The 13282-nt window shown below is 63.1% G+C and carries 13 protein-coding genes; 5 read left to right on the top strand and 8 right to left on the bottom strand.

Annotation, left to right across the window (positions count from 1 at the left end; translation table 11 throughout):
* Positions 1-37 precede the first annotated feature (37 nt).
* On the bottom strand, positions 38-1459 hold the full coding sequence (locus tag EHF33_RS03605) for a hypothetical protein (protein WP_124867971.1): 1422 nt from the start codon (positions 1457-1459) through the stop codon (positions 38-40).
* A 123-nt stretch (positions 1460-1582) separates the two neighbouring features.
* Positions 1583-3193 carry an ABC transporter ATP-binding protein gene (locus EHF33_RS03600; RefSeq protein ID WP_124867969.1) on the bottom strand — a complete coding sequence of 537 codons (1611 nt, stop codon included), beginning with the start codon at positions 3191-3193 and terminating at the stop codon, positions 1583-1585.
* 71 nt (positions 3194-3264) lie between these two features.
* On the opposite strand from EHF33_RS03600, the gene EHF33_RS03595 reads away from it, so the two are divergent.
* A complete protein-coding gene (locus EHF33_RS03595) occupies positions 3265-4113 on the top strand; it encodes a phosphatase PAP2 family protein (protein ID WP_124867967.1) in 849 nt (282 codons plus the stop codon).
* Here the strand turns inward: EHF33_RS03595 and EHF33_RS21020 are convergent.
* A complete protein-coding gene (locus EHF33_RS21020) occupies positions 4090-4260 on the bottom strand; it encodes a hypothetical protein (protein WP_164473395.1) in 171 nt (56 codons plus the stop codon). The genes EHF33_RS03595 and EHF33_RS21020 overlap by 24 nt on opposite strands.
* Positions 4261-4344: 84 nt before the next feature.
* Positions 4345-5625 (bottom strand): S8 family serine peptidase, encoded by a 1281-nt coding sequence (locus EHF33_RS03590; protein WP_124867965.1) that lies wholly within the window; start codon positions 5623-5625, stop codon positions 4345-4347.
* 105 nt (positions 5626-5730) lie between these two features.
* On the opposite strand from EHF33_RS03590, the gene EHF33_RS03585 reads away from it, so the two are divergent.
* From EHF33_RS03585 to EHF33_RS03575, 3 genes are all read left to right on the top strand, one after another.
* Positions 5731-6495, top strand: a complete 765-nt coding sequence (locus tag EHF33_RS03585) for an SDR family NAD(P)-dependent oxidoreductase (RefSeq protein WP_124867963.1) — start codon at positions 5731-5733, stop codon at positions 6493-6495.
* A gap of 84 nt (positions 6496-6579) precedes the next feature.
* A complete protein-coding gene (locus EHF33_RS03580) occupies positions 6580-7923 on the top strand; it encodes an App1 family protein (protein ID WP_124867961.1) in 1344 nt (447 codons plus the stop codon).
* Between the two features lie 60 nt (positions 7924-7983).
* On the top strand, positions 7984-9156 hold the full coding sequence (locus tag EHF33_RS03575) for a pyridoxal-phosphate-dependent aminotransferase family protein (RefSeq protein WP_124867959.1): 1173 nt from the start codon (positions 7984-7986) through the stop codon (positions 9154-9156).
* Positions 9157-9165: 9 nt separating this feature from the next.
* Here the strand turns inward: EHF33_RS03575 and EHF33_RS03570 are convergent, their stop codons facing one another.
* Entirely contained in the window at positions 9166-9654 is a 489-nt protein-coding gene (locus tag EHF33_RS03570; RefSeq protein WP_124867957.1) for a DinB family protein, read from the bottom strand.
* A gap of 167 nt (positions 9655-9821) precedes the next feature.
* Positions 9822-10981 (bottom strand): IS3 family transposase gene (locus EHF33_RS03560; protein WP_124867955.1). Its coding sequence is split into 2 segments (ribosomal slippage): positions 9822-10714 and positions 10714-10981, totalling 1161 coding nucleotides; the frame shifts between segments, so codons are not numbered across the junction.
* Here EHF33_RS03560 and EHF33_RS03555 point away from each other — a divergent pair.
* Positions 10961-11287 (top strand): DUF4180 domain-containing protein, encoded by a 327-nt coding sequence (locus EHF33_RS03555; RefSeq protein ID WP_124867953.1) that lies wholly within the window; start codon positions 10961-10963, stop codon positions 11285-11287. The genes EHF33_RS03560 and EHF33_RS03555 overlap by 21 nt on opposite strands.
* Here EHF33_RS03555 and EHF33_RS03550 read toward each other — a convergent pair.
* Together EHF33_RS03550 and EHF33_RS03545 are read right to left on the bottom strand one after the other, a co-directional pair.
* On the bottom strand, positions 11282-12397 hold the full coding sequence (locus tag EHF33_RS03550; protein WP_124867951.1) for an alpha/beta hydrolase: 1116 nt from the start codon (positions 12395-12397) through the stop codon (positions 11282-11284). The two genes, EHF33_RS03555 and EHF33_RS03550, sit on opposite strands and share 6 nt — an antisense overlap.
* Before the next feature lie 23 nt (positions 12398-12420).
* Complete coding sequence (locus EHF33_RS03545) at positions 12421-12930, bottom strand: endonuclease V (RefSeq protein ID WP_277425533.1); 510 nt, start codon at positions 12928-12930, stop codon at positions 12421-12423.
* Positions 12931-13282 lie beyond the last annotated feature (352 nt).

The raw sequence follows: 13282 nt of genomic DNA, 5'->3' as shown, positions 1-13282 counted from the left end.
CGTCTCTGGCGCACTTCACGCTTGTTCGGTGAGTGGTTTACGGCTGCAAAAAGTGCTGGACTTCTTCCTGATTTCCGCTTTTGGCTTGGGCGGCGACCACCGCGTTGGAGTCCCGGCTAAGCCGCTCACGCCACTCGCCGGGCAAATTGGCGCGGGAAGCCACGTTCAGGCGCACGCCCGCATCCAAGTCGGCGGCCAGCAAAGCGAGTTGGTCGGCGCTCATCAGGGCGTGCAGCGCGGCGGCGCGGCGCACTCCAGCGTTCGCATCGGTGCAGAGCCGGGCCAGCACCGCCAAGCTCGACTGAGGACTGAGCGCGGTGGCGCGGCGCACTTCGGCGTTGGCATCCTTTGTCAGCCGCAGCAGTCGCGCTTCGCCAAGATCGGGCCGCACCGCCAGCACCGTTCTCACGGCGGCGTCCTCGTCGGTCATCAAGATATCGATGGCCTGCTCGGGTAAGTTCATGGCGCTCGCCACATGCAGCCGGATGTCTTGTTCGGGAGCGCGGGCCAGCAGTGCCACCGCTTCGTCCGGTAAATCGTCGCGTTCCAAAAGGGCGCGGCGCACCGTTTCGGCTTCGTCCTGGGCGAGGCGCAGCAGCATGTCCGGACTCAGATTGGGCCGGCGGGCCAGCGCGGCGCGGACTTCGGGGCTGGGGTCTTGCTCGGCCCTGGAGAGCCACGCCTGCGGCACCGCCCACGCCTGCAAGCTGGCTTCCCGCACGCCTTCGGTTTCGTGGGCCATCAGGGTTTGGCGCACCTGCGGCGGCAAGTCGATGCGCCGCGCCAGCACCGAGAGCACGTCGGAATCGTCGTCGTCGGCCAGCAGCAGCATCAGCGGCAGCGGCAAGTCCAAACGGCGGGCCACGTGCGCCCTGACCATGCTGTGCGCGTCGCGAACGAGTCCGGCCAGGAGGCCTTCCGGCACGTCGTCTCGCAGCGCCACCGCTTTCCTGACGTCGTAGTCGTCGTCGCTGGCGAGCTGACTCAGGAGTTCTGCGGGTAAATCTGCTCGGGCGGCGGCGGCCTCGCGCACCTGCCACAGCCCGCTTCCGGCCAGCATCCGAATGCGCCCTGCGCTCAGCGACTTGCGGCGGGCTACCGCGAGCACCGCGCTGACGCTTTCGTGCCGCAGCGCCGCGTCGATCACCCAGTCCGGTGCGGCGGGCAAGCTGGCCAGCGCCGCCACGCCCACATCTGGAAACTCGGAGAGCAGGTGCGGGCGGGCCAGGCGCAACAAAGTCATGGCCGGATTGCTGAGCACTTCTTCGGGAAAGCGCTCGGAGAGCAGGCCCAGCGTGTGCGGCGGCGTGTTGGGGTGACGGGCCACCGCCGAGCGCACACGGACATCCGGGTGAACAGACAGCGTGCCGAGCTGCTCGGCAGTGGCGCGGGGCTGCTGCGCGGCGGTGAGCGCCTCGGCAGCGTCGGGCGCGGGGCGGGTGTGGGGTTCGGCGGTCATGCAGGCATTCTAGAGGGTGGCGACGGGAGAACGGATTCCCGCTGCCGTGAGGTGTGGGAAGACCACCAAAGCCGGCGCTGAGGCGCTCAAGGTTCGGGGCAAGGCGCTGGGGTGCTTACCGGTTTACTTCGTTGCCGAAGTGTTGGCCGCCGCGTGACTGGCTGACGCTGGGGTGGTGTTGGCCAGCGTGCTGCCGGTCATCATCAAGCCGAGCTGCGTTTCGGTGGCTTGGTCGGCCTGTACCTCACCGACCACTTGGCCCTCGTACATCACCAGAATGCGGTCGGCGAGGTTCATCACTTCGCCCAGGTCGGCGCTGATCAGCAGCACGGCCAGTCCCTCATCCCGCGCTTTGACGATCTGGGCGTGAATAAATTCGATCGCCCCGATGTCCACGCCGCGCGTCGGCTGACTGGCGACCAGAATCTTGGGATTTTTTTTCATTTCGCGGGCCACGATGATTTTCTGGGCGTTTCCGCCGGAATAGCGCCCGGCTTGCAGCGCGGTCGAGCGCGGGCGCACATCGTAGGCTTCACTCAGGTCGCGGGCATTTTTCTCGATCACGTCCAGCTTGAGCAGCCCGAACGGCCCCACGAACGGAGCCTGATCCTGCTCACCCAAAATGAAGTTCTCGGCGGTGGTCATCTCCAGCACCAAGCCTCGCTCGTTGCGGTCTTCGGGGACGTGCGAGACGCCGGCTTGCCCCACCGCTTTGACGCCGTGCGCGGTTTTGCCGTCGTAGGTGATGCTGCCGCTCTGGGGCGTGATCAGGCCGGTGATGGCTTCCACCAACTGACTCTGGCCGTTGCCCTCCACGCCCGCGATGCCGACGATTTCGCCGCGCCGCACCGCGAACGAGACCCGGTTGACCACGTTTTTCTTGTGCTCGTTGACCACCACCACGTCTCTGACGTCCAGCGCCACTTCGCCGGGCTGGGCCGGTTCCTTGTCGACTTTGAGGGTCACTTCGCGGCCCACCATCATGTTGGCCAGCGTTTCGGTGGTGGCTCCCTTGGTCGGAATGGTGCCGATCATCTTGCCGTCGCGGATCACCGAAATGGCGTCGGAGATGTGCAGTACCTCGTGGAGCTTGTGCGAAATGAACACCACGCTGTTGCCCGCCGCCGCGTACTGGCCCTTGAGAAACTCGAACAGCTCGTCGGTTTCCGATGGGGTCAGCACCGCCGTCGGCTCGTCCAGAATCAAAATGCGTGCGCCCCGGTACAGCGTTTTGAGAATCTCGACCTTTTGCTGCATCCCCACCGGCAGGTCTTCAATTTTGGCGTCAGGGTCGAGGCCGAAGTTAAACTGCTTGATCAGTTCGGCGACTTTTTTCCGCGCTCCAGCGTAGTCGATCGCGCCGCCCTTGGTGGGTTCACTGCCCAGAATCACGTTTTCGGTGACGGTCAGCGGCTCGACCAGCATAAAGTGCTGAAACACCATCCCGATACCCAGTTTGATAGCGTCGCTGGGGTCTTTCAAGTTGACCACCTGCCCGTCCACCACGATCTCGCCGGAGGTCGGCGGCTGAGCGCCGTAGACGATCTTGACCAGGGTGGATTTGCCCGCACCGTTTTCGCCGCACAGCGCGTGAACGCTGCCCCATTTGACTTCCATAGAGATGTTGTCGTTGGCCAGCACCAAAGGAAAGCGCTTGGTGATGTTGCGCAGCTCGAGGGCGTAAGGCGAGTTGTGCTTGACGGGCGTCGTCACGCTGGGGGCGCTGAGGGTCATGGCCGCAGTTTAGCGCAGCCGGGAAAAGTGAACGCTCAGGCCCTGCCCCCGTCCTTTACCATGAGATTCCAATGAATCTGGAATCCTTTTGGCTACTGATCACTGCCCTCGGCAACGACCTCATTTTTATCGCGGTGCTGGCGCTTTACGGCTGGCTGGTGCGGCCTAGCGGCATCCGCGCTTTGGGCGTCGCCTTCGCGCTGAGCTACCTCACCAACTCGCTGCTCAAATACGGCCTGAACCTGCCGCGCCCGTTTGCCAATGACCCCAGCGTGGCCAGCGCCGCCGCTCAGGCCACGGCAGGCGGCCCCGGCTTGCCCAGCGGTCACGCCCAGATGAGCGCGGCGCTGTGGGGCGGCGTCGCGGCGCAGCTTCGGCGGCCCTGGGTGTGGGCGGTGTGCTTGCTGCTGGTGGCACTGATCGCCGCCTCGCGCCTCGCCCTCCACGTTCACTATCCTTCGGACGTGCTGGTGGGCTTGCTGCTCGGCGCGATCTTTGCAGGGCTGGCGGGCGCGGGTTTGACAGGCCGTGGACTGTTTGCCCACACCTTCTGGTGGCCGCTGGCACTACTGGTCGTCGCCTGTTTGCTGCCCTCCAGTTTGCCCGACGAGTACAGCCGGGGACTGGGAATACTGGCCGGATTTTGGTTCGCCGCGCCGCGCTACTTGCCGCCCAGCTGTTGGGTCGGCCGCATTGGGGTGGCGGTGATCGGTTTACTGACCGTGCTGGCCGTTTACTTGGCGCTCGGCGCGTTGGCGGGCCTGCTCCCCACTGTGCTGGACGGCCCAGCGCGGGCCATCCGCTATTTCGCGTTGGTCTGGGTGGCGATTGGTGGCGTGCCTCAACTGCTCAAAATCTGGCTGCGGCCCGTCGAGGAGCAACACAGCGCTTCCCAATCACTCCCGCCGCTTGGTCAGTAAATACAACCGAACACCGTAGGCGATCAGCAGTACGGCGCTGAGGCCTGCCAGCGGCCAGTTGGCTTTTCGCAGAAAGGTGATCAGCAAAATGGCCCACCCCGCGCAGAGGGCCACCGTCAGGTAAGTGTTGAAGGAATTGGGCTTCATGCCCAGCAGCTTAACGTGTTGTCGGTGCGGAGTTGTCCTGAGCGCCCAGCCCGAATACTCGGCCTAAAGGCTCAGTCCAGACATTCAGCGCTGACGGCTCTCCAGCTGAGCGGCCCGCAAAGCCGCGCCCGCGTCCAGCAGGCCCGCACCGCAGGTTCTGGCGGGGTTGGCGTCGCAGCCAAAGGCAAACGGCTTGGCGGTGCGTTCCAGCAGCGAGGTGATTTGCGCGGGCGTCAGCTTGGGATTGAGGCTCATCACCAAACTGGCCACGCCCGCGACCTGCGGCGCAGCAAAGCTGGTGCCGTTGCGCCGCTGCTCGCCCGCGACCGAGCTGAACACCAGGGGGTCATTCGGCTCGCCGCCCGGAGCCGAGAGGGCTACGCTCGCGCCGTAGTTGGAATAGCTGGCCCGCCGCCCGGTTCTGTTGGTGGCGGCCACTGTCAGCACGCCCCGGCAGCCCGCCGGACTGTAACCGCCCGCGTCGGCCGCGTCATTGGCCGCTCCGGCGACGATCAACACGCCTTTTGCCGTCACCTCATCGACGGCTTTTTGGATGCGGGCGTCGCAGCCACTCAGGGCGATAAAGTCGGCATAGAGGCTCAGGTTGATGACTTTGGCCGGACGGGTATTGCTCGGCGCTCCTGATACCCGCAGCCCCGCCGCCCAGCGCAGGCCGTCGATCAGATCTTGCGGAGCGATCAAACCGTCCTCGCCCGCCACCCGCACCGCCAGGATGCGGGCCACCGGATTAATACCGGCCATGCCCTGATTGTCGTGCGCCGCCGCGATGATGTTGGCCACCCCCTCGCCGTGATAATTGAACTGTCCCACCCCCGAAGCGTCGTAATCACGCCCGTCGCCGTCGCCGGAACGCCCAGCGTCCGAGACGAAGTCGTACCCGTTGACGAGGCGGCCCGCGAGTTCGGGGTCATTGATGTAGCCGGTGTCCAGTACCGCCACCGTGATGGCCTGCCCGCCCGTAACCGCCCAGCCCGCTGCCATGTTGATGGCGTTCAGGTTCCACTGCTGAGGGTATAGGGGGTCGGTGGGTAATTTGGCGAGGGGCAGCGGCGTAGCGGTAGGCGTGAGGGCAGCAGAAAAGGGCACGAGCGGCGCGGCAGCTTTGGGCACGGCGGGCAGCGGGGCCAGTTCCGGCAAAGCGGGTTTGATCGCTGGTGTGGCTGGCTTGGGTGCGGGTGATGGTTTCGGAACCGGACTGATAATCGGTTTGGGCGCGGGCTGGCTGATCGGCGCGGCGGGAACCTTGGCCTGAGCCACTTGGGCTTGACTCACTTGAACTTGGGCCGCCGCGAACGGCAACAGGGTGCAGGAAAGCAGCAGGAGAGCAGGCAAGGAGCGGGTCATCTTCTCAGTCTGAAGGCCCAAACTGATGAGCGGCTGAACAGGGCTTTACCTTTAGCGTGCTTTAGCGTTCGCCCCCCGCCCGCCCGTGATCCTTTACCCTCAAGCATGTCCATTTCCCGCCCCAATCCGCGCCCGGTGGCTGTGCTGACCGGCGCTTCCAGCGGCATCGGCGCGGCCACTGCCCGTGAACTTTCGCGCCGGGGCTACGCGCTGGTGCTGGCCGCCCGCCGACTGGAAGCGCTGGAAGCCCTCCGCAGCGAACTCGATTCCAGCGGTGAACGGATCATCACCGTGCAGGCTGACGTGACCGAGGACGGCGACCGCAGGCACCTGGTCGCAGAAGCGCTGCGGCAGTTTGGCCGAATAGACGCTCTGATCAACAACGCCGGAATCAGCATCGCCCGGGGTATGTGGTGGGACGATCCCGACCCGGTGCGGGTGCTGAAAACCAATTTGGAAGCGCCGATTGAGTTGACCCGTTTGGTGCTCCCCGCCATGCGGGCCCGCAGGCACGGCCAGATTGTCAACGTGGCTTCGGTGGCGGGCATTGTCGCGTTTCAGGGCATTTACAGCGCCAGCAAGTTCGGTCTGCGCGGCTTTTCGCTGGCCCTGCGGCGCGAACTGCTCGGCAGCGGCGTGAATGTCAGCTTGGTGTCGCCGGGATTTATCAAAACCGAGCTGACGGCGGGCGCGAGCATTCCTATGCCGGGGCCGGAGATCGTGGCGAGGGCCATTGCCGACGTGCTGGAGCGGCCCAAACGCGAAGTGCTGGTGCCGAGGTGGTACCGCTTGCCCGCCCTACTTGAGCAAATCGCCCCCAGTGTGGTGGACAGCGTCACGGCGCTGATGCGCTCCAAGCGTTACCGCTGAGGAGTTTGCATTGCTAAGCCGCCGTACAGTGCAGTTCCCGCAACTCTCTAGACTGGCTTACATGAGATTTGCCGAGGTCAGCCGATGAATCAGCCCAGCTCCAGCCAGCCTCCAGCAAATCAAGTGGCAAGTTCAGTGCCCGTACTCGGCCCCCGCCAGCAGCTAAGGCAACTCGTCAAGCGCCTGTTCACCGGGCTGCGGCAGGTTGTGGCCCAGCAGCTCAGCCTCAAGCAACTGGGCCGCCGCCTCCAACCCGCTTTCGAGCGGCTGGTGGCCGTCGTGGACGCCCGTTTTTCGGCGTTTATTCAGCCGCGCCGCCGCAGGGGCGACATCATCATCACGCCGTACACCGGCTGGGGCACGCCGCAGCACCTCGAACTGACTGGGCGGGTCTTGCTGCCGCGCACGGTGCATCCGCCGAGGCGAGGTGATCCGAGGTGGCGCAATTTTTTGAGTATCGTGCGGCGTCTTTTGTCACGCGAAGTCGGCGGTGTGACGGTTCACGGCGTCTTAGAGGGCCATACCGTCAGCGCCGTGTCGGACACCGACGGGTTTTTTACCCTGACTTGGGATCGGCCTGACCAAATGGCCGACAGCGTTCAAAAAGAAGGCTGGCTGGAGGCCTCGCTCTACATCGAGGGCCGCAGCAAAACCATCTTTGCGCCGCTGCGGGTCATCGCTTCGCCGCGTTTTGCCGTCATCAGCGACCTAGACGACACCGTGCTGAAATCGGACGTGACCAGCTTGCCGCAGATGCTCGGCACGGTGCTGACCGGCAACGCCCGCACCCGCTTGCCGTTTCCTGGCGTCAGCGCCCTCTACCGCGCTCTGGTCAGAGAGCCGGGCGGTTCCAATCCGATTTTTTATGTCTCCAGCAGCCCCTGGAACTTTTACGATTTGCTGTGGACGTTTCTCAGGTACCGCCGCTTGCCGCTGGGGCCGATTTTCCTGCGCCACTGGGGCAGCGAAATCTTTTCCGGCGGAGCGCACCACAAGCACAGCATCATCGAGCGCCTCATGAAAACCTATCCGGCCCTGCCTTTTGTGCTGATCGGCGACAGCGGCGAGCAAGACCCCGAAATTTACGCCGAAGTGGTGCGGCGCAATCCGGGGCGGGTGCTGGCGGTGTACATCCGCAGGGTGACGGGCGAGGCGCGGGACGCGGGCGTGCAGCAGCTCAGCGCCGAGGTGAAAAAGGCGGGCGTGGAACTGGTACTGACCCGCGACTCGCTGGCCGCTGCTTTCCACGCCATGGCGATGGGTCTGATCTCGCCCAGCGAACTCAGGAGCGTGATTCAGTCGGTGGAGAAGTCATTTTCGCCGGTTGATTTTTTTCAGGCCAAGCAGGAGCAGTTCAGCCAACGGCCCAAGCTGCCGCGCCGTGAGCGGAGCAAAAGCCAGAAGCCAGAAGCGCCAGAAGCCAGCTGAGCGCCGAGTTGCCCAGCCTTGCCCCGTACCCTCGGCTCGGGGGCGCGGCACAATACAGCCATGACCAAGCCCCTTGCTCCCCACATTCCCCTCAACCGCCCCCGCCTGATTGCCCCCGGCCCGGTAGAAGTCTCGCCCGCGACTTTGCTGGCCCTCGCCCAGCCGCAGATGCATCACCGCACTCCGCAGGCCCGCGCCAAGTTTCTGGAGGTGCGCGGCAAGCTCGCTCAGTTGCTCGGTGATTCTTTCGAAGCGGTGATCGTGACTGGCAGCGGCACGGCGGCGTTCGAGGGCGCACTCGTCAGTCTCGTGCCGGCGGGAGCCAAAGTCGTCAACGCTTCGGCGGGCAAGTTCAGTGAGCGCTGGGGCGAGATGGCCGAGCGGCTCGGCTACGCTGTGGTGAAAGTGCAAAAGCCCTGGGGCGAGTTGCTGGACGCTGGCGAAATCGCCGCTGCCTGCAAAGACGCCTACGCCCTGACCATCACCCATTCGGAAACCAGCACCGGAGCGCTGCACGATTTGGAGGCGATTGCGGCGGCGGCCAAAGCCGTCAATCCGGACATCGTGATTATTGCCGACTGCGTCACCAGCTACGGCGTGGCCGAACTGCGTCCGGGGGCCTGGCAAGTGGACGTGATCGTCTCGGGATCGCAAAAAGCGGCGGCCACCCCGCCTGGACTGGGTTTCGTGCTGTTTAGCCCGGAGGCCGAGAGCAAGCTCATCAAAAATACGCCCAAAGGCTTTTACCTCGACCTAGAGCGTGAGTTGCGCGGCCAGAAGGAAGCCAACACGCCGCAGACGCCCGCCATCAATCTGATTTACGCCCTAGATGTCTCGCTAGACCGCTTGCTCAGCGTGCCATTGGAAGTCTTGTGGGCCGAGAAAAAACGCCAGAACGACGCCCTGATCGCGGCGGGGGACGCGCTGGGCTGCCGCTCTTGGTCGGGCCGTCCCACGCCCGCCGTCGCGGTGCTGGTGCCGCCCGCTGGCAGCGGTGTTAAGCGGATCGGGGGTAAACAGGTGGCCGCCGCCCTCGCTGACATGAACCAGCGTGCCCTGCCGGGCCAAGCGCCGCACGAGGACACCGTGTTCCGCATTTCCACGCTCGGTTACGCTGACCGCTACGACGCGCTGGCAGTGGCGGGCATCTTGGAAGACGCCTTCAGCGCTCTGGGTCACCCATTTGAGCGCGGCGCGGCGGTGTCGGCAGCTTGGCGGGTGCTGTCCAACTAAAGTCGGCGCTTACCAAGTATCCCCGCCCCCCGGCGGCGGCCATGCTCCGATCAGTTGGCGCACCACGATGATCTGCCCGAAGTGATGGGCGGTGTGCAGCGCGAAGTCGGCGAGGAGTTCCCCGATGGTCTCGTCGTGGTTGACTGGGTTTTGGAGGTCGGGCCGCGCCGCGTGGCCGTCAATTCGGCTGAGCAGATCGTAAAACTCGTTTTTGAGCTTGTCCCACTCGCCTTCCGTAATGTTCGGCCACGTCTCATCCGCGTGCTTGGGATACGGCATGGGCGCTCCGGTTTCGATGATGTCCAGCATCCAGCGGTTCCACCAATTGACGTGCGCCAGCAGGTTGGCGACGCTGTGCGGCAGGCCGCTGGGCACCTCAATCGCCTGCGCCGCCGTGAGGCCCGACAAGGTGGCTTCAACGCCGACGTAAGCTTGCCCGCCCCGGTAGAGGCGCGGCAGCAAGCGGGCGAGGGTGGAGACGGGCGGGGGAGTGGTCATGCTCGCCAGTGTCGCAGAATATAAAGTTCAGGTGGTGATGATCAGTGGCAAACATTAAAACGGCGGCGGAACTGGGCCTGCGGATAGACACGCTGGCCGATATTCCCGACCTAATCGGCGCGGGCTTTGGATTGGATTGGGCTTGCCCCGATTTTGCGTAGTTGAGGTTAAGCGGCTGTAGCTTGGCGTTCGAAGTCAGCGGGTGTCAAGTAGCCTAGAGACGAGTGGCGGCGCTGACGGTTATAAAAGACCTCAATGAACTCGAAAATGGCTTGTCTGGCAACTGCTCGGGTCTCGAAGATCGTCTCCTCGAACAGCTCCCGTTTCAGGGAGCTGAAAAAGCTCTCCACAACGGCGTTATCCCAGCATTCCCCTTTGCGGCTCATACTGCACTTCGCCTGAATCTGTGCGAGTGCAGATTGAAACAGATGGCTCGTATACTGACTTCCTTGGTCGCTGTGATGCAGCAAACCTGGTGGTGGATTTCGGCGCTGGACAGCCATGTGCAACGCTGCCACTGGCAGCGTTGCAGGCATGTACGCATCCATTGCATACCCCACTACCGTTCGGGAAAACAGATCGAGGGTGACAGCCAAGTAGAGCCAGCCTTCTTTCGTGGGAATGTAGGTCAAATCGGCGGCCCAGATCTGGTTGGGCTGCTGGACGTTGAACTGGCGATCAAGCAGGTTTGGGCAGACTGGATCGCTGTGATTACGGTTGGTCGTGCGTACTGAGCGGTGCTTTCCTTTAGCTCGCAGCCCACCAATACGCATCAAACGGGCAATCCTCTTCTTGGAGACCGACAATCCTTCGGCTTTCAGCTCCGCATGAATCCGTGGGGCACCGTAGCGTGCCTTGCGGTGGTGGTAGACATCGTGGATGCGCTGCTTCAGCAGCGCGTCCTGTTGCTGCTGATTGGAGATGGGCCTTCTTCGCCAACTGTGGTAGCCGCTCACTGAAACCTCCAGCACCCGACACATGATGTCCAAGCGGTACTGGGATCGGTAGTCATGAATGAAGCGGAATCTCAGTACGTAGTTTCTTTGGCAAAGAAGGCCGTCGCTTTTTTCAGGATTTCACGTTCTTGGCGCAGGACTTCAACTTCCTTGCGGAGCCTGCGAATCTCTTGTTGGTCGGCGGTCAGTAGTTGCTGACCATGACCGGGGAATGCGGCATGGCCAACCTCTTGCTCAGCGCTCATCCATTTACGGATGAGCGAAACACTGACGCTCAGGTCGCGGGCGGTACTGGAGACGTTGCCGTTCGTTCGGGCAAGCTGCACGGCGTCTCGTTTGAAGTCAGCGGTATGGATTCTGCGGTTTGTCATGATGGGCCTCCTATTGTCGAGGCTTATCTCCATCTACGCAAAACTGGGCCACTCTCAGATGGCCTCATTCTTAGCGAAGCCGAGCTGGGGGACGAGTTTTTTCGGCTGAGCAGCGGCCTGGCGGGCGAACTGTTTCAGAAGTTCGTGAATTACCGCTTGCCGGTGGCGTTGGTGCTGCCCGATTTCTCAGCGCATGGTGAGCGCTTTGCTGAGCTGGCTTACGAGCATTCGCGCCACTCGGCGGTGCGATTCGTGACTTCTCAGGAGGAGGCGTTGGAGTGGCTGAGCCGCCAAGTCAACTCATAAATGGTGAGATAAACCCTCAAGCCACCAGCGCATGAATCCCGGCAACCGCTCACGCCAAGCGCTTTCGTCGTGCCAGTGGCCCTGCCCGATCTGCAAATTGACCTCAGCAACGTGGGGAGCGCTGCGAACGGCAAACCACCGCGCTTCACCGACGGCGGCGATGGCGTCTTCCGCCAACACGCCTTCGCAAGTGCCCATATCCACATACAAGCGCAGCTCTGGCGCGGGGTGGGCCTGCGCGAAGTCGAGCAGCGCAAAATCCTGCACCCACAAGCTGGGGCTGAACGCGCCGCAAGTGCCCCACACCTCCGGGCGGGTCAGCGTGCCGTAGAGCGAGGCCGCGCCGCCGAAGCTGCTCCCCGCCTGCGCCGTGAACCTCGCCTCTGGGCGGGTGCGAAACTGGGCGTCAATCAGGGGTTTGAGCGTCTGGGTCAAAAAGGTCTGGTACGCGGGCGCGGTGGACGTGAAGCCGTTGGCCCGAATCGCAAACGGCACATAATCGCTGGCTCGGTGCTGCTCCCGCACGTAAACGGCCACCACGATGCAGGGCAGGCCTTCTGCGGCCAACTGACTCGCCGCAGCGTCCGCGCCCCAGACTTCACCTGCAAAACTGGTGGCGATGTCAAAGATGTTTTGGCCGTCATGTAAATAGAGAACGGGTAAGCGCTGCGCCTGCCCCGCGTACTCGGGCGGCGTCCAGACCAGCACTTTCAAGTCGTCATTGAGTTCGGGGCTGTGAACAGTCAATTCCTGAATGCCCGCTGCGGGCGTGGACGGCCTCCCGGCGCCGCCGTGCAGATCTCGCCAATGTGTGACTTTGATTTGGTGGCTGGCTGCACCCTGCACCACCGTTTGGCGCTCGGGTCGGCGCTCTCCCCACAGATCGCCTTCCTCACTCTCGGCACTGCCCCGCGTGACTTTGTAACTCAGCAGCGCTCCAATCGGGAAATCGGCTTTCAGCACGCCGTCCACAAATTTGTAGTCCGGCGGCGCGGGCGCGTAGTCGCTCAAGTTGGTCTGCAAGTAAAAATCGGCGTCGGCGGGTGTGGTCGACGGGACTTCCAGCACGAAGGTTTGCTCGGCGGTGGGCATGAAAGGGGAGAAGATCACGGATTGAGTCTAAGTCAATCGGTTCAAGGGCTGGCGCGGCAGGCTTGGTCGACCCTTTTGAGCAAACTGGGAAAGCGGTGCGGCCCAGCCATCTGCTCAATCAAGCTGGCGGCCCGCAGCGCACTCATGCCAGCCGCCGTAACAAACAGCGGGCGTTGACTGTTGCCCCGCTGAACTGGCAGCGCGTGCGGCGAGCCTCGGAAAGCGGTTTTGCCGACTCCAATCACCGCCACCTGTCGCCCGAGCGCTTCAAAGAGATGCCAGCCCAAGCCGGGTTGCCCAGCGGCGTCCAGAGTCACGTAGCCGTCCACGACCACGACCTCAAGCCGGTTAGCCAGAGGCCCAAGCACCGGCAAAAGACATGGCAATTCGCGCAGGTAAAACGCTCCCGGCTGATAGGCGGCCACCTGCGGCGTGGTGTGCAAAAGAAGTTTGGTTTCCTGAGCGTCTGACCACGCCTCAAACAGCACAGCAGCGGTGCGGGCGCTGCCATCTGAGCGGTAATCGACATCTACGCAGGCCAGCATCTCAATCCGCTCAGACTTGCTTGGGCAAAGTCAGCCGCTTGCCTTCCAGCGGGCTGCTCAGCACAAAAAGAAGGTGTGTCCTACAAATAAGTGGGGTACATATTTCAAAGGTTTTTGTCAACTGAAGTGCAGTATGGCAAAGTTTGCGGCAGAGTTATCCACAGGGCAGGGGAGAGGCTATGGATAACTCTTGTGTCGGAAGATCGACGCGTCCTCTGTCGAATGTTCGGTGGTTGTGCTGGATCATCAAAAAACGAGGCCACAAGGTTTCACCTTCACAGCCCCATCAAGCTTCAAGAGCTTTGAGACTAAGACTTTGGTAGAGTAGCTGCTCCCACTGTCAATGGCCAGAGTCAAT

It is taken from the genome of Deinococcus psychrotolerans, assembly GCF_003860465.1.
Classification (GTDB): domain Bacteria; phylum Deinococcota; class Deinococci; order Deinococcales; family Deinococcaceae; genus Deinococcus; species Deinococcus psychrotolerans.
Note: the sequence above shows the minus strand (reverse complement) of the source record. Positions and strands in the feature narration are given on the sequence as shown.

Coding starts and splice junctions, on each gene's coding strand:
- EHF33_RS03605 (WP_124867971.1), bottom strand. CDS start 1,459: ATGACCGCCGAACCCCACACCCGCCCCGCGCCCGACGCTGCCGAGGCG.
- EHF33_RS03600 (WP_124867969.1), bottom strand. CDS start 3,193: ATGACCCTCAGCGCCCCCAGCGTGACGACGCCCGTCAAGCACAACTCG.
- EHF33_RS03595 (WP_124867967.1), top strand. CDS start 3,265: ATGAATCTGGAATCCTTTTGGCTACTGATCACTGCCCTCGGCAACGAC.
- EHF33_RS21020 (WP_164473395.1), bottom strand. CDS start 4,260: ATGAAGCCCAATTCCTTCAACACTTACCTGACGGTGGCCCTCTGCGCG.
- EHF33_RS03590 (WP_124867965.1), bottom strand. CDS start 5,625: ATGACCCGCTCCTTGCCTGCTCTCCTGCTGCTTTCCTGCACCCTGTTG.
- EHF33_RS03585 (WP_124867963.1), top strand. CDS start 5,731: ATGTCCATTTCCCGCCCCAATCCGCGCCCGGTGGCTGTGCTGACCGGC.
- EHF33_RS03580 (WP_124867961.1), top strand. CDS start 6,580: ATGAATCAGCCCAGCTCCAGCCAGCCTCCAGCAAATCAAGTGGCAAGT.
- EHF33_RS03575 (WP_124867959.1), top strand. CDS start 7,984: ATGACCAAGCCCCTTGCTCCCCACATTCCCCTCAACCGCCCCCGCCTG.
- EHF33_RS03570 (WP_124867957.1), bottom strand. CDS start 9,654: ATGACCACTCCCCCGCCCGTCTCCACCCTCGCCCGCTTGCTGCCGCGC.
- EHF33_RS03555 (WP_124867953.1), top strand. CDS start 10,961: ATGGATTCTGCGGTTTGTCATGATGGGCCTCCTATTGTCGAGGCTTAT.